Source organism: Mesorhizobium kowhaii, from assembly GCF_003253745.1.
GTDB lineage: Bacteria > Pseudomonadota > Alphaproteobacteria > Rhizobiales > Rhizobiaceae > Mesorhizobium > Mesorhizobium kowhaii.
In genome coordinates this window covers 1-20,512 of the sequence record NZ_MZXV01000056.1, presented here as the reverse complement: position 1 = coordinate 20,512, position 20,512 = coordinate 1, and the positions used below count along the sequence as shown (strand labels likewise).

Genomic DNA, 20,512 nt, shown 5'->3' with positions numbered 1-20,512 from the left:
CTCTTTTAGGGATAAAGCCTCGTCTTGTTCCAGCCGTCTTTCGCGTCTCGAGAAAAGACCACCCGGTCATGCAGCCGGAACGGCCTGTCGTGCCAGAACTCGATGGTCGTAGGCACGATGCGGAAGCCCGACCAATGCTTTGGCCGCGGGATTTCGCCGATCGGATAGCGCGCCGTATATTCGGCCACCGCTTTTTCCAGTGCAAAGCGGCTCTCCAGCGGCCGCGACTGTTTCGAGGCCCAGGCGCCGATGCGGCTGCCACGCGGTCGCGTCGCGTAATATGCATCGGCTTCGGCATCGCTGACGATCTCCACCGGACCGCGAATGCGCACCTGGCGGCGCAGCGATTTCCAATGGAAGCACATCGCCGCCTTCATGCTGCCAAGAATCTCCTGGCCCTTGGCGCTCTCGAAATTCGTGTAGAATACAAACCCGCCTTCATCGAACCCCTTGAGCAGAACCATCCGCACATCCGGCATGCCGTCGGCATCGACGGTCGCCAGCGCCACGCCGTTGGGATCGTTCATCTCGCTCTTGGTGGCGTCTTCCAGCCATGCGGCAAAGAGGCGAAACGGCTCCGCCGCCTCGGTAAAGTCACGGCTTGTTAACTCTGTGTCACTCATAGTTTTTCCCAATCGTCACGAAGCAGGGGGAGGTTGCCGATTGTCGCGTATCGCGCAAGCTTTTGACAGCAGGCAAAGTGGCCTAATTGCTTCAGCCAGCGCCAAAGCCGCGGTCGTGATGATCGCTCTGCCGCTTGCCGCCTGCGGCGCGGGTGGCTTCAGCCTGGAAAAAGCCGAAGTCGACCGGTCGATCCTGACCAGCAGCATGTCCGCCCCATCCGCGCCGGTCAGTTCGGATCGAGACTCCGACCAAACGACGATCGGCAATGCTGTGTCCTCGGCCGACATCGAGCAACTCGGCGGGCAGGCCGTGCCGTGGGCGAATGCCGGCACCGGGTCACGCGGCTCCATCACCGAGCTGGCGGAATTGAAGGACAACGGCCAGACATGCCGCCGTTTCAGGGCCTCGCGCGAAAGCTTTGATGGCGTTGCCATGTTCGAAGGCGAACTCTGCCTGGCCAGCGCCGGCGGCTGGCACATGCAGGACTTCAAGGCGCTCTGACTTTCCGCTTTTGATATGCTGCTCGGCCACTGGAATTTCTTCCTATGCGAGCGCATATAGGAGGCTACCACAGACTCACTCCTTTCCAGGGCAGTAAGCATGCGCGACCCCTATGAGGTGCTGGGCGTTGCCAAGAACGCATCGGCCAAGGACATAAAATCGGCGTACCGGAAACTCGCCAAGAAGCATCATCCGGACCAGAATCCGAATGATCCCAAGGCGAAGGACCGTTTTGCCGCGGCCAACCAGGCCTATGAGATCGTCGGCGACGAGAAGAATCGTGCCGCGTTCGATCGCGGCGAGATCGATGCCGACGGCAAGCCGCGTTTCCAGGGCTTTGAGGGCGCCGCCGGTGGCGGTGATCCCTTCGGCGGGTTTCGCCGGCAGCAAGGGGCTGGCGGTTCGCGCTTCGAATTCCGCTCCGGCCGTCCGGGCGGTGATCCGTTCGACGGCAACAGCGATATCTTCAGCCAGATTTTCGGCGACGCCTTTTCGGGCGCGCGCGGCCCCGGCACGGGCGACCGCCGCCAGCCGGCGACCGCCGCCGATCTGAACGTGACGCTCGACGTCACCATCGAGGAAGCGGCGACCGCCGAAAAGGTGACAGCAATGTTCCCCGACGGTCGCAAGGTGGCGGTCAAGCTGCCGGCCTATGTCGAGGACGGCCAGACCATCCGGCTGAAGGGGCAAGGCGAGCAAGGGCCGGGTCAGCCGGGCGATGCGCTGGTCAAGATCCATCTGCGCCGGCATCCGCGCTACCGGATCGAGGGCCGCGACCTGCATGCCGATTTGCCGGTGGCGCTGGCGGATGCGGTGCTTGGCGCCAAGGTGCCCGTCGAGACGCCGACCGGCAAGCTCGCGGTCAACGTTCCCGCCTGGTCGAACTCGGACAAGGTCCTGCGGCTGAAGGGCAGGGGGCTGCCGGAGAAAGCCGGTGGCCATGGCGATCTCTATGCCCATGTGCGGATCATGCTGCCGGAAGGCGGCGATAGCGCGCTCGAAGCGCTGTTGCGCAGCCAAAAAGGTTGATTGGCGGCTTTTGTCCCCCGAACTGTCCGGTTTGAACGCTTGAAGGGGCACTGTGCCTGTGCGATAGGGCACTCCACAAAGCAGAAAATCTTGCGGAGAGCGCTCACATGGCGGGTGGACAGGGCCTTATGGCCGGCAAGCGCGGCCTTATTCTTGGCGTCGCCAACAACAGATCGATCGCCTATGGCATCGCCAAGTCGTGCGTCGACCATGGCGCCGAGATCGCGCTCACCTATCAGGGCGAAGCGTTCAAGAAGCGTGTCGAGCCGCTGGCGGCGGAACTCGGCGCCTTTGTCGCCGGCCATTGCGACGTCACCGACCCGGCGAGCCTCGACGAGGTTTTCGCCAACGTCGCCAAGCATTGGGGCAAGCTTGATTTTCTCGTCCACGCCATCGCTTTTTCCGACAAGGACGAGCTGACCGGCCGCTACGTCGAGACGACGCGCGACAATTTCCTGCGCACCATGGACATTTCGGTCTATTCCTTCACCACCATCGCCAAGCGCGCCGAGGCGCTGATGACCAATGGCGGCTCGCTGCTGACGCTGACCTACTATGGCGCCGAAAAAGTGATGCCGCACTACAACGTCATGGGTGTCGCCAAGGCGGCGCTCGAGGCCAGCGTGCGCTATCTGGCCGTCGACCTCGGCGCCAAGAAGATCCGCGTCAACGCCATCTCGGCCGGCCCGATCAAGACGCTTGCCGCATCCGGCATCGGCGATTTCCGCTACATCCTGAAGTGGAACGAATACAATTCGCCGCTGAAGCAGACGGTGACGCAGGAGGAAGTCGGCGATTCCGGCGTCTATTTCCTGTCCGATCTGTCGCGCGGCGTCACCGGCGAAATACATCACGTCGATTCGGGCTACCACGTCGTCGGCATGAAGGCGGTCGACGCGCCTGACATTTCGACGGTAAAGGAATAACGCCCACCAACCGTCGTCCGTCCCGCCCCGTACCGGAAGACCTGATGTACCCGCTGGTTTATATCGTGCGCCACGGCCAGACCGCGTGGAACGCCGAAGCCCGGCTGCAGGGGCAGGCCGACACCGACCTCAATGCGCTTGGCCGCGAGCAGGCCACCGGAAACGGCCATCGGCTGGCCGCGTTGGTGCAAGATCCCGAGGATTTCGATTTCGTCGCCAGCCCGATGAAACGAACGCGCGAAACGATGCAGCGCATCCGTGCCGCGATGAAGCTCGATCCAGATGCCTATCGAACCGATCCTCGACTGGTCGAAGTCAATTTCGGCGATTGGCAGGGGTTTACCTTTGCCGAGCTCAAGACGCGGTATCCGGGCGCGAAGCGGACACGCGCGCTGGACAAATGGAACTTTCAGCCGCCCGGCGAGGGCGCGGAGAGTTACCAGATGCTGCTCGAACGGGTGCAGCCCTTGTTCGATGCGATCGAACGCCGGACGATCTGCGTGACGCATGGCGGGGTCATGCGAGCCCTGTTTCGCTTCGTGGAGGGGATGGCAGAGGACGAGGCGGCGAACCTGGAAATACCGCAGGACCGTGTGCTCAGGCTGCAGGGTGAACGCCTGGAGTGGCTCTAGCTATGAAGGCTATACATCCGAGACTGGTTTAGAAGGCTCCCAACTCTTGGCCCCGGTCGTTAAGGATGAACGTGTTATTCGATGTAGGTCACCACACCCGTTTCAAGATCATAGATTGCCGCGACGATCTTCAGCTTCCCGGCCCCGGTGAGACCGGCCAAGAGCTTGCTTGAAACGGCCAGGCGCCGCGCAGTTCGCCGCGCGCTCTCCTTAGCGGTGTTGTCGACGAAATCGCCCGCCTCGCTCCGCACCGCGATCGCCGCAGGCAGGATCGGTTCGATCATCGGGCCGATCGCGCCCGGATAGGTAGCGTTCTTGGTGACCACGTCGCAAGCCGCCTTGACGGCACCGCAGCTTGTGTGCGCGAGCACGACGATCAATGGCGAGCCGAGCACCGCCGCGCCGTATTCGACCGTGCCGAGCGTCGCGGTGTCGACGAGGTTGCCAGCATTCCGGGCGACGAATAGGTCTCCAACGCCGTGGCCGCCGAAGATCAACTCAGGCGGAACGCGACTGTCGGCGCAACTGATGACCGTAGCCCAAGGCGCCTGGTGTGTGGCAACAGCGTTCCGCTCCGCGGCAAGGTCAATCGAGCAGAGTTCCGGGTGGCTGACATAGCGTTCGTTGCCGGACTTCAACGCGGCGATCGCTTCATCAGGGGACAGCGTCGTTGCAGTGCCCTCGGCCGCGCGCGCCGACCAGGAAGCTCCACCAAGACCGATCGCGACGAGCCCCGCGCCGACCTTGAGGAAATCCCTCCGGTCGACCCCTTCGCCCTCGCAGTCGCTGCACATTGTTCGGCCCCCGCCGCGGATCTTCCATTCGATGGCTGGATCTGCGAGCTGAGATTGCTACCAACGGATGGCGTTGGCAAGGGCCGGCCCTCGCCCAGCGCGCCCAAGCTGCTTGGACAAGAAGATAAAGCCGATTCCGACCCTGTCGGAATGGATCTGGCCGTGCGGAGCCGGAAAGCGCTTATTCGGTGTCCGGCAATTCCATGTCGGTGACGATGTTCTCGCCATTGGTCTCATCGTAGGCGATGACGACGTCCATGCCCGGCTTCAGCGAGTCGAGATCTGTCTCGGCATTCAGCTTGTAGGACTTGCCGTCATCCAGCGTCAGCGTCGCCGTGTCCTTGTCGATCTTCTTGATCAGGCCTTCGGTCTGGCCAGCGAAAGCGGCGGTGGAAAGCAGCAGCGTGGCGGCAACGGCGCCAATCAGGGTACGCATGGTCGTTCCTTTTTGTCATTGCACCGGCATGGCGGCGGCAGGCGATGGCTGGCGGATGGAAGAGAGCAGAAACCAACCGAATGTGTCAAAACTAAATCCGCCAGATCACAGTTTGACCCCTGTGAAAAACGCCAATAGAAGGCAGACCACAGCGCCGCGCGTCCTCTTGGATGCGCAGGGACGCTGTAGCACTTTTGATTTTGCGCATGATCCTTTCCGAAAATTGCTTCGATTTCGGGTCATGTGCTAAGCCGGCTCCGACGCCGGGGCAGGGTCATTTCATGTCTCACAACACGTTCGGCCACCTTTTCCGCGTCACCACCTGGGGCGAAAGCCACGGCGCCGCACTCGGCTGTGTGGTCGACGGCTGTCCGCCCGGCATCCGCTTCACTCAGCGAGACATCCAGGCCGAACTCGACAAGCGCCGGCCGGGCCAGTCACGCTTCGTCACCCAGCGCCGCGAACCCGATGAAGTGAAGGTGCTGTCGGGCTTCATCCTCGACGAGGACGGCGAGACGATGATCACCACCGGCACGCCGGTGTCGATGCTGATCGAGAATGTCGACCAGCGCTCGAAGGACTATGGCGAAATCGCCCGTCAATATCGGCCCGGCCATGCCGATTACACCTATGACGTCAAATATGGCGTGCGCGATTATCGCGGCGGCGGCCGCTCCTCGGCCCGCGAGACGGCGGCGCGCGTGGCGGCCGGAGCACTCGCCCGCAAGGTGGTGCCGGGCGTGGTGGTGCGCGGCGCGCTGGTGTCGATGGGCGAAAAATCGATCGATCGCGCCAACTGGAACTGGAATTTCATCGGCGACGCGGAAAATCCGTTCTTCACCCCCGATCCGGCTTCCGTTCCCGTCTTCACGCAGTATCTCGACGGCATCCGCAAGGCGGGATCCTCGGTCGGTGCGGTGATCGAGATCGTTGCCGATGGTGTTCCGGCTGGCCTCGGCGCACCGATCTATGCCAAGCTCGACCAGGACATTGCGTCCGGCCTGATGTCTATCAACGCCGTCAAGGGCGTCGAGATCGGCAATGGTTTCGAGGCCGCCCGCATCACCGGCGAACAGAATGCCGACGAGATGCGCATGGGCAATGACGGCAAGCCGGTGTTCCTGTCCAACAATGCCGGCGGCATCCTCGGCGGCATCTCGACCGGCCAGGCGATCATCGCCCGTTTCGCCGTCAAGCCGACCTCATCGATCCTGACGCCGCGAAAGTCGATCGACAAGGACGGTAACGACGTCGAGATCATGACCAAGGGCCGTCACGATCCGTGCGTCGGCATCCGCGCCGTGCCAATCGGCGAGGCGATGGTTGCCTGCGCCATTGCCGATCATTATCTGCGTCATAGGGGACAGACAGGGAAGGGGAATAGGCAATAGGCAGTAGGCAGTAGTTAGGCCGCCTACAGAGCCAGCCATTTTTCCTTTTCCCTACTCCCTTACTGCCCTACTCCCTATTCCCTGCGAGCGAAGCGAGCCCAATGCCTTACGACCAGAAGAAAATCGTCGAAGCCCTGCGCGCTTTCGAGCGCGGCGAGATCGTCGTCGTCATGGACGATGACGGGCGCGAGAACGAGGGCGACCTGATCGTCGCCGCCGTCCACTGCACGCCGGAGAAGATGGCGTTCATCATCCGTCACACCTCCGGCATCGTCTGCACGCCGATGCCGCGCGAGGAGGCCAAGCGACTCAACCTGTCGCCGATGGTCGCCGACAATGATTCCGCCCACACCACCGCCTTCACCGTCAGCGTCGATTTCAAGCACGGCACGACCACAGGCATTTCGGCCGAGGACCGCACGTTGACCGTGCGCAATCTCGCCAACGGCAATGTCGGCGGCTCGGATTTCGTCCGTCCCGGCCACATCTTCCCGCTGATCGCGCGCGAGGGCGGCGTGCTGATGCGCTCGGGCCATACCGAAGCTGCGGTCGATCTGTGCAAGCTCGCCGGCCTGGCGCCGGTCGGCGTCATCTCGGAACTGGTCAACGACGACGGCACCGTCAAGCGCGGCCCGCAGGTTTCGGCCTTTGCCGAAGAGCATGGCCTCAAACAGGTTTCGGTCGCCGACCTCATCGCCTACCGGCAACGCAAGGAAACGCTGGTCGAACGCGTGGCTTGCTCCGAAATCGACACGCTCGGCGGCAAGGCGCAGGTCTTCACCTACACGTTGCCCTGGGACTCGATGCATCACGTCGCCATTGTCTTCGGCGACATCCGCGACGGCGAGGAGGTGCCGGTGCGCCTGCATTCCGAGGATGTGGTGACCGACGTGTTCGGCACCAGCCATCGGCTGGACGGTATCATGAAGGCGATGGGCGAGCGCAGGCGTGGTGTCATCGTCTATCTGCGCGAGGGCTCCGTCGGCGTCGCCCATCAGGAGCGCAAGCGGCCGGCCAGCGGCGACCGCGAGGATCACGAAGAGGCGCGCCGCCGTGAGAACGAATGGCGCGAGATTGGTCTCGGCGCGCAGATACTCAAGGATCTCGGCATTTCCTCGATCAATCTGATCGCTTCACGCGAACGCCACTATGTCGGTCTCGAGGGCTTTGGCATCCACATCGCCAAGACCGAGATTCTCTGAAGGGCAACCACCGGGATAGCGCCCGATCCGTTCGAAACCGGGCGCTTCGGGGATCATTCTGCAGGAACGACGCCTGCTTCGCATCCGTCCAGGTCGCATTTAGGCGTGGCAAGGCTGCGCTGGCCAAGCAGTACGGTGGCCAGTGCGATTGTACCTGAAGCCACCGACACCCAGAACCCGTTCTGGGCGCCGAATGCATCCACCACCGAGCCGGCCGCGAACGAGCCCAGCGCCATGCCGATGCCGATCCCGGTGGTCACCCAGGTGATGCCCTCGGTCAGCATCGCTTCCGGCACGTGCCGCTCGATCAAGCCGAATGCCGTGATGAAGGTCGGTGAGATCGCCACGCCGCTGACGAAGACGGCCAGCGCCAGAAGCGGCACCGTGTCGGCGGCGAGCAACGGCAGCGCTGTGAGCGCGATGACGGCGACGGCGATAGCAAGTTGACGCTGCAGGGCCATTTTCAGGTTGAGCGCCCCGACGATGATGCCGAGCACGAACGACCCCAGCGCGTAGACGCCGATCACCAGGCTCGCGGCGCCTGGTTGGCCAAGCTCCTTGGTGATCGCCACGGTGCTCACTTCCGTTGTCGCGAAGGTCGCGCCGATGAAGATCAGGGCGAAGGTGATGATCTGCACCGGCCGCAGGCGGATTGCCGAGCCGCGCGAATCCTGTTCCGCCGGCCGCACTTGCGGCTCGGTCGAACGCTGCAGGATGAACGCCGTCGAGCCGACGGCAAGGAACAGCGTGCTCGCCAGCATTCCCGCTTCCGGGAACAGGGCGGCACTCAGGCCCACCGACAGCGATGCCCCGGCAACGTAGACCAGCTCGTCCGCCGCCGACTCGAAGGCGAATGCGGTGTTCATTTCGGGCCGCCCGCGGAAAATCTCGGTCCAGCGCGCGCGCACCATTGCCGGGATGCTGGGCATCGCCGCGGCCGGCAGCGCCGACACGAACAACGTCCATACCGGCCAGTCCTGATTGGCCGCCACAATCAGGACTGCGAAGGCGAGCACGGAGATGATCGTGGTCGGCACCACGATCCGCGTCTGGCCAACGCGGTCCACCAGCCTTGATATCTGCGGCGCCGCGAAAGCGTTGGCCAGCGCGAATGTCGCGGAAACAGCGCCGGCCAGCCAGTACTCGCCGCGCGTCTGCGACAGCATCGCCACGATGCCGATTGGCGCCATCGCAATCGGCAGTCGAGCCATGAAGCCTGCGCTTGCAAAGCCCTTGGCGCCGGGAGCGCGAAAGATTTCCGAATAGGGATTTTGCATGGTCCGGTTCCTCGACAAAGGAAGATTCGACAATTACATACGAGGCGTATGATTGTTAGATAGATCATACGCCACGTATGTCAATTGGCATACGCGACGTATGTTAATAGGTCCAGAAGCCATGCACAAACCTCGCAAGGAAATGATCGCCGAGACCCGCGCCAAGCTGATCGCGGCGGCCCGCCATGCCTTCGGTACGATCGGCTATGCCCAGGCCTCGATGGATGATTTCACTGCCTCGGCCGGGCTGACGCGCGGCGCACTCTATCATCACTTCGGCGACAAGAAGGGATTGCTGCAGGCGGTCATCGCCGAAATCGACGGCGAGATGGCGGCGCACGTGAACGAAGTGGCGTCGAGAGCGCCGACCCGCTGGCAGCATTTCGTCGACGAATGCACGACCTATATCGAGATGGCGTTGGAGCCGGAAATCCAGCGTATCATGTTCCGGGACGGCCCGGCCGTGCTGGGGGATCCGGCACAATGGCCGAACGCCAATGCGTGCATCGCTTCAATGACCGGCCACCTGACGACGCTGCAGGAGGAGGGGGTTGTCGTCTCCAGCCTCGACCCCGAGACCGCCTCGCGGCTGATCAACGGAGCGAGCAGTCAGGCGGCACAGCGGATCGCCAATTCGAACGACCCCGAAGCGACGTCGAAGAAGGTGGTGACGGCGTTCAAGCAACTGCTTGAGGGTCTGCTCAAAAAGCCGGGTCCGCAGCCGAACTAGAATCCCCATTGGCGGCCTGGCCCGCTACTGCCCGCGATTGACAATAACCGGTTTGAGCGCATCCTCCTGCGCCATCTCTGAGCGGGAGATTCGGGGCATGTGGGATTTCGATATTGGCAGGTCGGTGTCCATCATGATGCGGACCTGGCCCTTCATTGTCTTTCGCATGATCGTCTATTTCGGCATCACGCTGGCCTACATCATGGCGACCGGCACCGGCGCCTCCGTTGGCTACGGCGTCGGCCATATCTCCACCGATCCCGACGGGCCGCTGTCCTTTGCCTTGTGGGGCGGCGTGGTCGGGTTCGGCATCGTCTCGATCGCCGTCTACTGGATCCGCGAATACATCCTCTATGTCGTCAAGGCCGGCCATATCGCGGTCATGGTCCATCTGATCGACGGCCGTGACATTCCCACCGGCCAGAACCAGATTGCCTACGCCAAGGACATCGTGACCCAGCGTTTTGCCGAGGCCAACATGCTTTTTATCGTCGACCAGCTGGTCAAGGGTGCCATCCGCGCCATCACCGGGCTGATCGGCGGCATCGCCGCCTTCCTGCCGATTCCGGGCTTGGGCGGCCTGGTCTCCTTCATCAACACGGTGATCCGCCTGTCGCTGACCTATGTCGACGAGATCATCCTCGGCTACAACATCCGCGTCAATTCAGCCTCGCCGTTCGAGACGGCCCGCCAAGGCGTCGTGCTCTACGCCCAGAACGGCGAGGTCATGGTCAAGAACGCCGTCTGGCTGGCGGTCATCATGTGGGGCGTGTCGTTCGTCATCTTCCTGTTGATGCTGGCTCCGGCCGGCGCCATTCTTTTCCTCATGCCCGGGCAACTCGCCGGCTGGGCCTTCGTGCTTGCCATCGTCTTCGCCTGGGCCTTCAAGGCAGCGTTCATCGAACCCTTCGCCATCGCCTGCCTGATGCAGGTCTATTTCAGGACCATCGAGGGCCAGGTGCCCGATCCCGCCTGGGACGCCCGGCTCGCCGAAGCGTCGTCGAAGTTCAGTGAACTCAAAGACAAGGCGCTGGCCTCCTTCGGCGGCTCGCGCTGGGGCACGGCCGGCGCGACCCGCTGATCAGCGGTGGTCGCCGATGCGACGTCAACGGCATTGAGGCGCTGCACGGTCGATTTGAGCAGCGTTTCACCTTGCCCGGAAAAGGTCTCGCTCATGATCAGCTCCGGCAGCGGCAAGCGGCGGCCCCAGCCATGCGCTTCGAGGTCTGGCTTTGGCGCGAACTCGGAAACATGGCCGACGCAAAGATAGGCGACCGGCGTCACATGCTCGGGAATTGACAGCAGGCTTTTCAATGCCTGCGCGTCGATGATGCTGACCCAGCCGACACCGACGCCTTCGGCGCGCGCCGCCAGCCAGAAATTCTGCACCGCGCAGACTGTGCTGTAGAGGTCCATCTCCGGATTGTGCCAGCGCCCCAGCGGCGAACCCTTCGAGCGCTGGCGGTCGCAGGTGATGCAGATGTTGAGCGCGCTTTCGCAGATGCCTTCCAGCTTGAGCTTGCGGTAGAGCGCCTGCCGGTCTTCCGCGATCGCCGGCAATTCCTGCTCACGCGCCGCCAGGAACAGGTCGCGCACTTTTTCCCGTCGCTCGGCATCGCGAATGACGATGAAATTCCAGGGCTGCATGAAGCCGACCGACGGCGCATGGTGAGCGGCAAGCAGCAGCCGCGCCAGCACCTCATCATCGAGCGCGGTTGGCAGGAAATGGCTGCGGACATCGCGCCGCGTGAACATGGCGCGATAGACCGCGTCGCGCGCACTCTGGTCAAATCCGTCGCCAACAGCAGCGGTCATGTGTTCCGGCATCGCGTGTCCCCTTGCGATTGCAGTAGATGCCATCCGCCTGACCATGCGGATGACGATACCTGCCAGGCCGGTCTTCTGGCTCGGGATCAACCCGCGTCCGGTGCCTTCCCGTCATCGACAGTGGCATTTACCGGCGCGGTCCCCCTCACAGCGTTGGGCACGCCACGGAGTTCAACCGTGTTCCCGATTCTCCCGCTTGCGGCGGGCACCAGGCAGTGGCAGCGACCTTACGCCGAAGCGCCGAGGACGCCAATGCCTGCAGCGACACCAATGGACGCATGTGTGATTTTCCCCAGCCATCAGGCCACAACGCATGGCCATCGCGACGTCGGGGCACTAGATAGGGAAGATGACCACTCGTCTCTACACCCATCCGATCTTCCTTGAGCACATCACGCCGCCGGGTCACCCTGAGCGGCCGGATCGCTTGCGCGCCATCGAGCGGGTGCTCGACGATGAAGCTTTTACCGCGCTCGATCGCGTCCAGGCGACCGAAGGCGATGAGGCCACGATCCTCTACGCGCATCCCGCCGATTTCGTCGCCCGTGTCCGCGCCGCCATTCCCGACGAGGGCATCGCCCGCATCGACGCCGACACCACCGCCAGCCCGAAGAGCTGGCAAGCGGCGATAACCGCGATCGGCGCCGCCAATGCAGCCGTGGATGACGTTTTCACTGGCCGCGCCGACAATGTCTTCGTCGCCGCCCGGCCGCCCGGCCACCATGCCGAAAAAACCACGGCCATGGGTTTCTGCCTCTTCAACACGGCGGCGATCGCCGCGCGCTATGCGCAGAGGAAACATGGCGTCGAGCGCGTTGCGGTCGTCGACTGGGATGTGCATCACGGCAACGGCACGCAGGATATTTTCTGGGACGATCCATCGGTGCTCTATTGCTCGACGCACCAGATGCCGCTTTATCCCGGCACCGGAGCAAAGAACGAAACCGGCGCCGGCAACATCGTCAACGCGCCGTTGGCACCGCAGACCGGCAGCGAGGTTTTCCGCGACGCCTTCCTGTCGCGTGTCCTACCAGCACTCGACAATTTCGCGCCCGACCTGATCATCATTTCGGCCGGCTTCGATGCGCACCATCGCGATCCGCTGGCCGAGATCAACCTGACCGAGGATGATTTCGACTGGGCGACCGGCCAGCTGATGCAGCGCGCAACGCGCCACAGCGGCAACCGGCTCGTCAGCCTGCTCGAGGGTGGCTACGATCTGCAGGGACTGGCATTTTCGGTCGCCGCCCATGTCGGGCGACTGATGAAAGGATGAATGATGGCTGGTGAGACCAACGAAGATATCAAGGCGATGAGCTTCGAACAGGCACTCGACGCGCTGGAAAAGATCGTCGATGATCTGGAGCGTGGCGACGTGCCGCTCGACCAGTCGATCAGGATCTATGAGCGCGGCGAGGCGCTGAAGGCACATTGCGACCGGCTGCTGAAGGCCGCCGAGGACAAGGTCGAGAAGATCAGGCTGTCGCGCGACGGCAAGCCGGTTGGAACGGAGCCGCTCGACGCCGACTGAGGCATGCTGCCGAACGATGGTCTTGCCTCACCGGTTTTTGGACATGATCATGATCGAGGATAGAAGCCGTCTCGATTGAAACGGCTTCAGGACAAGAGGAGGTTCGGAAACGATGTGCAGAAACATCAAGACCCTGTTCAATTTTGATCCGCCGGCAACCCATGACGAGGTGCGCGACGCAGCACTTCAGTTTGTCCGCAAATTGAGCGGAACGACGCGACCTTCGAAGCAGAACCAGCACGCCTTCGACCATGCGGTCGAAGCCATTGCGGTGTCGGCGCGCGAGCTTCTCGGCTCCCTCGAAACCCATCAGCATCCTCGCAATCGCGAAGAGGTGGCGGCCAAGGCGCGGGCGAAGGCGGCGGTCCGTTTTGCCTGATGCGGCAAGCAGGCACGGCCACTGACAAGGAGAGTCCATGAGCTTCTTCCCTGGGAAAGACCCTGAAGTCGGCGATGCCTTTGCCAGCGACCAGATCGAACTGATGGTCATCCCGAACGCCAAGGACATTGGCGGTTTTCAGGTGCGCCGTGCTCTGCCGACCGCCAAAAGGCGGCTGGTCGGGCCTTTCATCTTCTTCGACCGCATGGGCCCGGCGATCCTGCGGGCCGGCCAGGCACTCGATGTCCGTCCGCATCCGCATATTGGTCTGTCGACGGTGACCTACCTGTTCGACGGCAAGATCCGGCATCGCGATTCCCTCGGCACCGAAATGGTCATCCAGCCCGGCGACGTGAATTTGATGACAGCCGGCCGCGGCATCGTGCATTCCGAGCGCACGCCCGAAGAATTGCGCGGCGCGCCGATGTCGGTCTCCGGCCTGCAGACATGGCTGGCACTGCCGGATGGTGGGGAAGAAGTCGCCCCGGTGTTCGAGAACACCGCAGCACTTCGGCTTCCCGAGATCGATGCCGAAGGCGTCAGCGGGCGCATCGTCATCGGCAACTTCCAGGGGCTGCGCTCTCCAGTCAGGACGGCCTCCGACACGCTCTATGCCGACCTCAGGCTGGCGCCGGGCGCCAGCGTGAAAATCCCGGCCGACGCCGAGGAGCGCGCTATCTACACGCTCGAAGGCGAGGTCTCGATTTCGGGCGATGTTTTTCCGGCGGAACGGCTGCTGGTGTTCCGGCCCGGCGATGAGATCGTCGTGTCGTCGGATACCGGCGCCCATTTCATGCTGTTCGGTGGCGCCTCGCTCGGCTCGAAGCGTTACATCTGGTGGAATTTCGTCTCGTCCTCCAAGGAGCGCATCGAACAGGCCAAGGAAGAATGGAAGACGGGCCGCTTCGATATCGTTCCCGGCGATGAGGAAGAATTCATCCCGTTGCCGGAAAGCTAATGCATGTCGCCCAAAAGTGGCCCCGGTTTTGGGAGAACGACATGCATGAAACAAAGACCTAAAGCCTGATCCGCGTCACTGACACGCATTTACTTTCGCCGGCCGCCGGCATATCCCGCCCATGAACAGAAAGCCTGAGCAGGCCAATCCGTGAACGCAACGCCGCATACCCCGCTTCTCGACAAGGTCCGCATCCCCGCCGACCTGCGCACGCTTGCCGAGAGCGAATTGCCGCAACTGGCATCCGAGCTTCGTGCCGAACTGATCGACGCGGTGTCCCACACCGGCGGCCATCTTGGCGCCGGCCTTGGCGTGGTCGAGCTGACAGTGGCGCTGCACTATGTCTTCAACACCCCCGATGACCGGCTGATCTGGGATGTCGGCCATCAGGCCTATCCGCACAAGATCCTCACCGGCCGCCGCGACCGCATCCGCACCTTGCGGCAGGAAGGGGGCCTGTCCGGCTTCACCCGCCGCGCCGAGAGCGAATACGATCCTTTCGGCGCCGCCCACTCCTCGACATCGATATCGGCCGGCCTCGGCATGGCCGCCGCTCGCGATCTCTCCGGCGGCCGCAACAATGTCATTGCCGTCATCGGCGACGGCGCGATGTCGGCCGGCATGGCTTACGAGGCGATGAACAATGCCGGCGCGCTCGATGCCCGGCTCATCGTCATCCTCAACGACAACGACATGTCGATTGCGCCGCCGACCGGCGCGATGAGCGCCTATTTGGCGCGTCTGGCCTCGGGCAAGACCTATGTCGGCCTGCGCGACTTCGGCAAGAAACTGACCTCCTATCTCGGCAAGCGCGCCGATCGTGCGATCACCCGGGCGGTCGAGCACGCACGGGGCTACGTCACCGGCGGCACGCTGTTCGAGGAGCTCGGCTTCTATCATATCGGCCCGATCGACGGTCACAACCTGGAGCATCTGATCCCGGTCCTGAAGAATGTCCGCGACAATGGCGAAGGCCCGGTGCTGATCCATGTCGTCACCCAGAAGGGCAAGGGCTACGCACCGGCCGAAGCCGCCGCCGACAAGTATCACGGCGTCAACAAGTTCGACGTCATCACCGGCGCACAGGCCAAGGCGCCGGCCAACGCACCGGCCTACACCAAGGTGTTCGCCGAAAGCCTGGTCCAGGAAGGCCGTGAAGACGACCGCATCGTCGCCGTCACCGCCGCCATGCCGAGCGGCACCGGCCTCGACCTGTTCGGCGAAGCGTTTCCGTCGCGGATATTCGATGTCGGCATCGCCGAACAGCATGCGGTGACCTTCGCCGCCGGCCTCGCCACCGAAGGTTACAAGCCGTTCGCGGCGATCTATTCGACCTTCCTGCAGCGCGCCTACGACCAGGTCGTCCACGACGTCGCCATCCAGAAATTGCCGGTGCGCTTTCCCATCGACCGCGCCGGCTTTGTCGGCGCCGATGGCGCCACCCATTGCGGCGCCTTCGACACCACCTTCCTGGCGACCTTGCCGGGTTTCGTGGTGATGGCGGCGGCGGACGAGGCGGAACTGCGCCACATGGTGCGCACCGCGGCGAGCTACGATGACGGTCCGATCGCCTTTCGCTATCCGCGCGGCAACGGCGTCGGTGTCGACATGCCGGAGCGCGGCACGGTCCTCGAAATCGGCAAGGGCCGTATCGTCAGGGAAGGCACCAAGGTCGCACTCCTGTCCTTCGGCACGCGGCTGCAGGATTGCCTCATCGCTGCCGAGGAGCTTGGCGCGGCCGGGCTTTCCACCACGGTCGCCGATGCCCGTTTCGCCAAGCCGCTCGACGAGGATCTGGTCCGCCGGCTGGCCCGCTCGCACGAGGTTCTGGTGACGGTGGAGGAGGGCGCCGTCGGCGGCTTCGCCAGCCATGTGCTGCAGTTCCTCGCCCATGAGGGCTTGCTGGAAAGTGGCCTGAAGGTGCGCCCGCTGGTACTGCCCGACGCGTTCACCGACCACGCCAAGCCGGAAAAGATGTATGCCGATGCCGGGCTGGATGCCGCCGGCATCGTGCGCACGGTATTCGTCGCCCTCGGCCATACAGCCCGCGCCCAGCGCGCCTGAATCAAAATCTCAAGGGCTTCAATCAGTTTGCCGGCTTGATGCCTTAACGCATTGTTAACGCTGCCATTTGGCGCTTTGCTTACCGTGTCTCTTGGCCGTTTTTCAACGGCGCCCTGCTAGATCGTGATCAGGCAGGGAGACAACAACAATGAGAACGCTTCTGTGCGGCGTGGCGCTTTCAGCGGTCATCGTCGCGCCGGCCGCCGCCGAAACGCGCTATGATCGCAGCCTTGAAAAGGCGGCCATGGGCATCATCGCCGGCAAGATGGGCGATATCCGCGGCGGCTTTTCCTACAAGCAGGTGCCGCAACTGGTCGTCCTGCCGGACCCTGGTCCGGCGCCTGCGGTCGCGCCCGAGCATCCGGGTGAGCAAGCTTCGGGGGATCGGGACGATGGTTTGTCTCCAGCCGTCGAACGCCAGGTTCCGCGAACCATTTTCTAAGGTCGCCCAAAAGTACGCGGCGCGCTTTAGAACCACAAATCGCGCACGCAGCGTCCATCGCGTGGCAGATCATCGTAAGTATCGAGGCCATCGAAATGGTCGATCGGCAAGTCGGCGACGGCCTCAGGCGGTGCGAGCCTTACATTGACGGCGATTCGAGTGCGGCCAGTGGCGCTGGAGCGCAAGCCACGCCAGGCGAGCACGCAGGCGCAAGTGGGACAGAATAGGATCTCGAGCGAGGGCACATCCTTTCCGGCGCGCCTATAGCTGCTCACCGGCCCCGCGACGCGGATGCGTTCATCGACATAGTCGTGGGCCCAGAGCACGCCATAGCGGCTGCAAAGCGTACAATTGCAGGCGGTGATCGACCCGGGATCGCCCTCCAGAGTCCAGTGGATTGCACCACAGTGGCAGGTTCCTGTCAGCATCCGTCCTTCCCAGTGTTCGGACAACAAACGGCGCTCCTGCTTAACATTGTGCCGACCCGATGCGATGCGCGCAAGCGGCGCAGCGGCTTGATGTGTTCGCACGCTTGCAACGATGTTTCTTGTCCCGCCCCAATATCCTTGCCTTCGCGACCAGCTTTCGCCATGAAGGCCGATGAACTCGCCTCTGCCAGCCAGCACCCGCCAGCGGCTCGACGACCTGCTCGTCCAGCGGAGCCTGTTTGCCAGCCGTTCGCGTGCCCGTGACGCGATCGAGCGTGGCACGGTGATGGTGGACGGCGTCATAGCCCGCAAGCCCGGCCAGAACGTTTCGCCGCAATGCCTGATCGCCATCGATGATCCGGCGCAGGGCTTTGTCTCGCGTGCGGCGCTGAAGCTGATCGGCGGGCTCGACCATTTCGGCCTCGATCCTGCCGGCCGCGAGGCACTCGACATCGGCGCCTCGACCGGCGGCTTCACCCAGGTCCTGCTCGAGCGCGGCGTGGCCCACGTCACCGCCATCGATGTCGGGCATGGCCAGATGCATCCCGATATCGGCGGCGATCCGCGTGTAACAGTCATCGAGGGCCTGAACGCCCGCGATCTTGCCGTCACCGATCTTGGCGGCCGTATCCCGGATTTCATTGTTTCCGATGTCAGCTTCATTTCGCTGAAACTCGCGCTGCCGCCGGCGCTCGCCATTGCGAAGGTTGGTGCACGCGCCATGTTTCTGGTCAAGCCGCAATTCGAGGCCGGCCGCGAAGCGATCGGCAAGGGCGGCCTGTTGAAGGATCCCTACGATGCCGCCCGTGTCGCTGGCCTACTGCAGGATTGGCTGGACGCCGTTCCTGGCTGGCGCTCGCTCGGGATGCATCTGTCGCCCATCGAAGGCGGCGACGGCAACCGCGAATTCCTGCTCGGTGGGATCAAGGATCGATGAGCGCGCGCTTCAGCATCAGGAAACTTGGCGCCCAGGGCGACGGCATCGCCGAGACCGAGAGCGGCGATCTGTTCATTCCCTTCACATTGCCCGGCGAGGTCGTCACCGCCGCGCGCGAAAAAGACCGCGCCATGCTGATGGCGGTGCTGGAGGCTTCGCCGCTGCGCATCGATCCCGCCTGCCGCCATTTCACCGAATGCGGCGGTTGCGCGCTCCAGCATTTCGAAGCCGAAGCCTATCGCCAATGGAAACGCGAAAAGGTGGTGCACGCCCTGAAGGGCAAGGGCATCGATTGCGAGATCGGCGACCTGGTCGCATGCGCGCCGCACATGCGCCGCCGTGTCGTGCTCGCCGCGCGGCGCACAGACACAGGCATGCTGCTCGGCTTCAATCGCCATCTGTCGCCGGAAATCATCTCCATATCGGAATGTCCGATCTCGCTGCCCCAGATCGTCAGCGCGCTCGATCGGCTGAAGGCGCTCGCCGAACTGGTTTGCGCCACAACCAAATCGTTCCGGCTGGCGGTCACCGTGACAGGTTCGGGCCTTGACGTCGCGGTTCACGAATCCGGCAAGCTTGGCGAAAACCAGCGTCGGGTCGCCTCCAACTTCGTCTTGGCTCAGGGATTTGCCAGGCTGTCGATCGATGACGAGATCATCATCGAGCCAAGAAAGCCGGTGGTGATGTTCGGCAGCGTCGCTGTCGCCCTGCCTCCGGGCGCCTTTCTGCAGGCAACCGAGGCCGCCGAACAGACCATGGCCGATATCGTCGGCGGACATCTGAAGCGTGCCAAGAAGGTCACCGATCTTTTCGCCGGTTGCGGCAGCTTTGCCTTGCGGCTGGCAGTGAAGTCGGAAGTCCATGCGGTGGAAGGCGACGCGGCAGCCCTTTCGGCGCTCGACCGGGGCTCACGCTTCGCGACCGGGCTGAAGCGGGTGACGGGCGAACGCCGCGACCTGTTCCGCCGGCCGCTGACATTCAAGGAATTGAATGCCTTCGACGGCCTGGTGTTCGACCCGCCACGGGCGGGTGCCGAGGACCAGTCGAAGCAGATCGCGCGGTCGGATGTTCCGCTTGTCTCGGCCGTGTCCTGCAATCCGGTGACGCTGGCTCGCGACCTGCGCATCCTGCTCGACGGCGGCTACACCTTGAAAAGCGTGACGCCGATAGACCAGTTCCTGTGGTCGCCGCATGTCGAGGCGGTGGCGCTGCTGGAGAAGCCGAAGCGGCGGCGTTAGGGCTTGTGAAGCGTTCGGTAAAGCTGGCTGCGTCCCACTGTCTTACGGGGCGAAAGGCTGGGCAGGGCGATTGCAAAGCTGTGGGATAGATGCCGCCGCAGTTGAGCTTGCCGCTCAAAACAGGCACATTGCGCCGTGGAATGGGGGGATGAAAAAGATGATTTCACCAGGGTTCGTGGCTGAGATTTTGGGTGCGGCTTTTACCATGGCGCTCACAGGTGCGCTGGTCGCTTGGCTTTTTAGAAAGGTTACTCGTATCGGGCTATTGCCGTCCTATGCACTTGGCATCACGGTCATGACGTTTGTCGCAGCTGCGCTGTATGTCTCCGGCCACGACGGGACTGTCGACTACCTGAGTGCCTGGATCAAGTATGCGATCGGCGGTGTCGTCGGCTTCCTCATTCTCTATACGACATCGCGCTCTATACGACATCGCGCAGGTCGGTCAGCAAGACATAACTGTTCGCCCCAAAAGGCTGGACGACCAGACAATCGAGTTGATCTCTGCCGACTGCCAAGAACGCTAGCTTTTGCCACCGCAGGTAGTTCGAAATAGGTCGGGGGGAGCTATGCTTCTTGCACGCTGTCATGTCCGGCTGCTTTCGCGGCCTTGATGAACCTGCGGTCAAACGTTGCGAAGCCAGCGCAATGCGCAGATTTGCCCAGATGCAGTGCATCTGCGAAATCCATCCCCTTCTCCGCGAGATCGAGCGCGGACGACGCAATTGCGGCATCATCCATCTCAACGGTCGGGAGCCCGCCGAACGCCCGCAGCGCCTGGACGATTTCGGCCTGGCCGTAACCATAGGCGCTGCGCAGCACCCATTCGACTTCCAGGATCACGGTAATGGCGACAAAGACCAGCCGACCGTCGATCAACTGCCGGGCGCGCTGGGACTGCTCGGGATGGTCACCTGTCAGGTAGCGAACGATAACGTTGGTATCAATCGCGAGCATGGCGTCGCCGCGCCTCGGCGAGCACGCCCGCGTCCATTTCTTCTAGAGCGGGATGAATTGAGGCTGAATCGAAGGGATTCCCCTAGGGTGGCAAATCTGATTCAACCTTCTTGCTAGGCAAGGAGGTTGGTAAGGATGGGCAAGCCTTATTCGATGGATCTTCGCGAACGGGTTGTTGCGTCGGTTGAGCGGGAGGGGCTGTCGCGACG

General features: G+C 63.1%; 23 protein-coding genes, 1 pseudogene and 1 riboswitch. Of the genes and pseudogenes, 17 read left to right on the top strand and 7 right to left on the bottom strand.

Features of this window, described 5'->3' with window-relative positions; genetic code table 11:
- Positions 1–5: 5 nt before the first annotated feature.
- Positions 6–623, bottom strand: coding sequence for a pyridoxamine 5'-phosphate oxidase (gene pdxH / locus B5V02_RS25605; protein ID WP_111546845.1), 618 nt, complete (start codon positions 621–623; stop codon positions 6–8).
- Positions 624–663: 40 nt separating this feature from the next.
- Between pdxH and B5V02_RS25600 the strand changes: the two genes are divergently transcribed.
- From B5V02_RS25600 to B5V02_RS25585, 4 genes are all read left to right on the top strand, one after another.
- Positions 664–1,125, top strand: coding sequence for an RT0821/Lpp0805 family surface protein (locus tag B5V02_RS25600; protein ID WP_111546844.1), 462 nt, complete (start codon positions 664–666; stop codon positions 1,123–1,125).
- A 99-nt stretch (positions 1,126–1,224) separates the two neighbouring features.
- Positions 1,225–2,154: a DnaJ C-terminal domain-containing protein gene (locus tag B5V02_RS25595; protein WP_111546843.1), complete on the top strand. Its 930-nt coding sequence runs from the start codon at positions 1,225–1,227 to the stop codon at positions 2,152–2,154.
- Positions 2,155–2,261: 107 nt separating this feature from the next.
- Positions 2,262–3,080 carry an enoyl-ACP reductase FabI gene (fabI, locus tag B5V02_RS25590; RefSeq protein WP_111546842.1) on the top strand — a complete coding sequence of 273 codons (819 nt, stop codon included), beginning with the start codon at positions 2,262–2,264 and terminating at the stop codon, positions 3,078–3,080.
- 44 nt (positions 3,081–3,124) lie between these two features.
- Entirely contained in the window at positions 3,125–3,712 is a 588-nt protein-coding gene (locus tag B5V02_RS25585) for a histidine phosphatase family protein (RefSeq protein ID WP_111546841.1), read from the top strand.
- 74 nt (positions 3,713–3,786) lie between these two features.
- Here B5V02_RS25585 and B5V02_RS25580 read toward each other — a convergent pair whose 3' ends face one another.
- Positions 3,787–4,506 (bottom strand): carbonic anhydrase, encoded by a 720-nt coding sequence (locus B5V02_RS25580; protein ID WP_111546840.1) that lies wholly within the window; start codon positions 4,504–4,506, stop codon positions 3,787–3,789.
- Positions 4,507–4,687: 181 nt separating this feature from the next.
- A complete protein-coding gene (locus B5V02_RS25575) occupies positions 4,688–4,942 on the bottom strand; it encodes a DUF1344 domain-containing protein (RefSeq protein ID WP_111546839.1) in 255 nt (84 codons plus the stop codon).
- Between the two features lie 281 nt (positions 4,943–5,223).
- On the opposite strand from B5V02_RS25575, the gene aroC reads away from it, so the two are divergent.
- On the top strand, positions 5,224–6,333 hold the full coding sequence (aroC, locus tag B5V02_RS25570; RefSeq protein ID WP_111547185.1) for a chorismate synthase: 1,110 nt from the start codon (positions 5,224–5,226) through the stop codon (positions 6,331–6,333).
- A gap of 101 nt (positions 6,334–6,434) precedes the next feature.
- Complete coding sequence (ribB, locus tag B5V02_RS25565) at positions 6,435–7,535, top strand: 3,4-dihydroxy-2-butanone-4-phosphate synthase (RefSeq protein WP_111546838.1); 1,101 nt, start codon at positions 6,435–6,437, stop codon at positions 7,533–7,535.
- A gap of 53 nt (positions 7,536–7,588) precedes the next feature.
- On the opposite strand, the gene B5V02_RS25560 is transcribed toward ribB, so the two are convergent.
- Positions 7,589–8,812 (bottom strand): MFS transporter, encoded by a 1,224-nt coding sequence (locus B5V02_RS25560; RefSeq protein WP_111546837.1) that lies wholly within the window; start codon positions 8,810–8,812, stop codon positions 7,589–7,591.
- Positions 8,813–8,933: 121 nt separating this feature from the next.
- Here B5V02_RS25560 and B5V02_RS25555 point away from each other — a divergent pair, with 121 nt between their 5' ends.
- Positions 8,934–9,542 (top strand): TetR/AcrR family transcriptional regulator, encoded by a 609-nt coding sequence (locus tag B5V02_RS25555; protein WP_111546836.1) that lies wholly within the window; start codon positions 8,934–8,936, stop codon positions 9,540–9,542.
- A 97-nt stretch (positions 9,543–9,639) separates the two neighbouring features.
- Complete coding sequence (locus B5V02_RS25550; protein WP_245446192.1) at positions 9,640–10,623, top strand: hypothetical protein; 984 nt, start codon at positions 9,640–9,642, stop codon at positions 10,621–10,623.
- 116 nt (positions 10,624–10,739) lie between these two features.
- Here the strand turns inward: B5V02_RS25550 and bluB are convergent.
- Positions 10,740–11,357 (bottom strand): annotated as a pseudogene (gene bluB / locus B5V02_RS41905) (5,6-dimethylbenzimidazole synthase); the annotation flags it as partial.
- 60 nt (positions 11,358–11,417) lie between these two features.
- A riboswitch (cobalamin riboswitch) is annotated at positions 11,418–11,597 on the bottom strand.
- 121 nt (positions 11,598–11,718) lie between these two features.
- Here bluB and B5V02_RS25540 point away from each other — a divergent pair.
- The 6 genes from B5V02_RS25540 to B5V02_RS25515 all read left to right on the top strand — a co-directional run bounded on the left by B5V02_RS25540 (position 11,719) and on the right by B5V02_RS25515 (position 16,743).
- Positions 11,719–12,645 carry a histone deacetylase family protein gene (locus B5V02_RS25540; protein ID WP_111546834.1) on the top strand — a complete coding sequence of 309 codons (927 nt, stop codon included), beginning with the start codon at positions 11,719–11,721 and terminating at the stop codon, positions 12,643–12,645.
- 3 nt (positions 12,646–12,648) lie between these two features.
- Positions 12,649–12,900 carry an exodeoxyribonuclease VII small subunit gene (locus B5V02_RS25535; RefSeq protein ID WP_027035956.1) on the top strand — a complete coding sequence of 84 codons (252 nt, stop codon included), beginning with the start codon at positions 12,649–12,651 and terminating at the stop codon, positions 12,898–12,900.
- A 112-nt stretch (positions 12,901–13,012) separates the two neighbouring features.
- Positions 13,013–13,279 carry a DUF2277 domain-containing protein gene (locus tag B5V02_RS25530; RefSeq protein WP_111546833.1) on the top strand — a complete coding sequence of 89 codons (267 nt, stop codon included), beginning with the start codon at positions 13,013–13,015 and terminating at the stop codon, positions 13,277–13,279.
- A gap of 37 nt (positions 13,280–13,316) precedes the next feature.
- Positions 13,317–14,237: a pirin family protein gene (locus B5V02_RS25525; RefSeq protein WP_111546832.1), complete on the top strand. Its 921-nt coding sequence runs from the start codon at positions 13,317–13,319 to the stop codon at positions 14,235–14,237.
- 150 nt (positions 14,238–14,387) lie between these two features.
- Entirely contained in the window at positions 14,388–16,301 is a 1,914-nt protein-coding gene (dxs, locus tag B5V02_RS25520) for a 1-deoxy-D-xylulose-5-phosphate synthase (protein WP_111546831.1), read from the top strand.
- 148 nt (positions 16,302–16,449) lie between these two features.
- Positions 16,450–16,743: a hypothetical protein gene (locus B5V02_RS25515; RefSeq protein ID WP_111546830.1), complete on the top strand. Its 294-nt coding sequence runs from the start codon at positions 16,450–16,452 to the stop codon at positions 16,741–16,743.
- Between the two features lie 26 nt (positions 16,744–16,769).
- Here the strand turns inward: B5V02_RS25515 and B5V02_RS25510 are convergent, their stop codons facing one another.
- On the bottom strand, positions 16,770–17,171 hold the full coding sequence (locus tag B5V02_RS25510; protein WP_111546829.1) for a GFA family protein: 402 nt from the start codon (positions 17,169–17,171) through the stop codon (positions 16,770–16,772).
- A 172-nt stretch (positions 17,172–17,343) separates the two neighbouring features.
- Between B5V02_RS25510 and B5V02_RS25505 the strand changes: the two genes are divergently transcribed.
- The 3 genes from B5V02_RS25505 (at position 17,344) to B5V02_RS41900 (ending at position 19,902) form a co-directional block, all read left to right on the top strand.
- The gene (locus tag B5V02_RS25505) at positions 17,344–18,108 is read left to right on the top strand and encodes a TlyA family RNA methyltransferase (RefSeq protein WP_111546828.1); all 765 of its coding nucleotides are present in this window, start codon (positions 17,344–17,346) and stop codon (positions 18,106–18,108) included.
- On the top strand, positions 18,105–19,346 hold the full coding sequence (locus B5V02_RS25500; protein WP_111546827.1) for a class I SAM-dependent RNA methyltransferase: 1,242 nt from the start codon (positions 18,105–18,107) through the stop codon (positions 19,344–19,346). Before B5V02_RS25505 ends, B5V02_RS25500 begins: the two co-directional genes overlap by 4 nt.
- 148 nt (positions 19,347–19,494) lie before the next feature.
- Positions 19,495–19,902 carry a hypothetical protein gene (locus B5V02_RS41900; protein WP_245446190.1) on the top strand — a complete coding sequence of 136 codons (408 nt, stop codon included), beginning with the start codon at positions 19,495–19,497 and terminating at the stop codon, positions 19,900–19,902.
- A gap of 11 nt (positions 19,903–19,913) precedes the next feature.
- On the opposite strand, the gene B5V02_RS25490 is transcribed toward B5V02_RS41900, so the two are convergent.
- Entirely contained in the window at positions 19,914–20,303 is a 390-nt protein-coding gene (locus tag B5V02_RS25490; protein WP_111546826.1) for a type II toxin-antitoxin system VapC family toxin, read from the bottom strand.
- Between the last annotated feature and the right edge of the window lie 209 nt (positions 20,304–20,512).

Coding starts and splice junctions, on each gene's coding strand:
- pdxH (WP_111546845.1), bottom strand. CDS start 623: ATGAGTGACACAGAGTTAACAAGCCGTGACTTTACCGAGGCGGCGGAG.
- B5V02_RS25595 (WP_111546843.1), top strand. CDS start 1,225: ATGCGCGACCCCTATGAGGTGCTGGGCGTTGCCAAGAACGCATCGGCC.
- fabI (WP_111546842.1), top strand. CDS start 2,262: ATGGCGGGTGGACAGGGCCTTATGGCCGGCAAGCGCGGCCTTATTCTT.
- B5V02_RS25585 (WP_111546841.1), top strand. CDS start 3,125: ATGTACCCGCTGGTTTATATCGTGCGCCACGGCCAGACCGCGTGGAAC.
- B5V02_RS25580 (WP_111546840.1), bottom strand. CDS start 4,506: ATGTGCAGCGACTGCGAGGGCGAAGGGGTCGACCGGAGGGATTTCCTC.
- B5V02_RS25575 (WP_111546839.1), bottom strand. CDS start 4,942: ATGCGTACCCTGATTGGCGCCGTTGCCGCCACGCTGCTGCTTTCCACC.
- aroC (WP_111547185.1), top strand. CDS start 5,224: ATGTCTCACAACACGTTCGGCCACCTTTTCCGCGTCACCACCTGGGGC.
- ribB (WP_111546838.1), top strand. CDS start 6,435: ATGCCTTACGACCAGAAGAAAATCGTCGAAGCCCTGCGCGCTTTCGAG.
- B5V02_RS25560 (WP_111546837.1), bottom strand. CDS start 8,812: ATGCAAAATCCCTATTCGGAAATCTTTCGCGCTCCCGGCGCCAAGGGC.
- B5V02_RS25555 (WP_111546836.1), top strand. CDS start 8,934: ATGCACAAACCTCGCAAGGAAATGATCGCCGAGACCCGCGCCAAGCTG.
- B5V02_RS25550 (WP_245446192.1), top strand. CDS start 9,640: ATGTGGGATTTCGATATTGGCAGGTCGGTGTCCATCATGATGCGGACC.
- B5V02_RS25540 (WP_111546834.1), top strand. CDS start 11,719: ATGACCACTCGTCTCTACACCCATCCGATCTTCCTTGAGCACATCACG.
- B5V02_RS25535 (WP_027035956.1), top strand. CDS start 12,649: ATGGCTGGTGAGACCAACGAAGATATCAAGGCGATGAGCTTCGAACAG.
- B5V02_RS25530 (WP_111546833.1), top strand. CDS start 13,013: ATGTGCAGAAACATCAAGACCCTGTTCAATTTTGATCCGCCGGCAACC.
- B5V02_RS25525 (WP_111546832.1), top strand. CDS start 13,317: ATGAGCTTCTTCCCTGGGAAAGACCCTGAAGTCGGCGATGCCTTTGCC.
- B5V02_RS25515 (WP_111546830.1), top strand. CDS start 16,450: ATGAGAACGCTTCTGTGCGGCGTGGCGCTTTCAGCGGTCATCGTCGCG.
- B5V02_RS25510 (WP_111546829.1), bottom strand. CDS start 17,171: ATGCTGACAGGAACCTGCCACTGTGGTGCAATCCACTGGACTCTGGAG.
- B5V02_RS25505 (WP_111546828.1), top strand. CDS start 17,344: ATGAACTCGCCTCTGCCAGCCAGCACCCGCCAGCGGCTCGACGACCTG.
- B5V02_RS25500 (WP_111546827.1), top strand. CDS start 18,105: ATGAGCGCGCGCTTCAGCATCAGGAAACTTGGCGCCCAGGGCGACGGC.
- B5V02_RS41900 (WP_245446190.1), top strand. CDS start 19,495: ATGAAAAAGATGATTTCACCAGGGTTCGTGGCTGAGATTTTGGGTGCG.
- B5V02_RS25490 (WP_111546826.1), bottom strand. CDS start 20,303: ATGCTCGCGATTGATACCAACGTTATCGTTCGCTACCTGACAGGTGAC.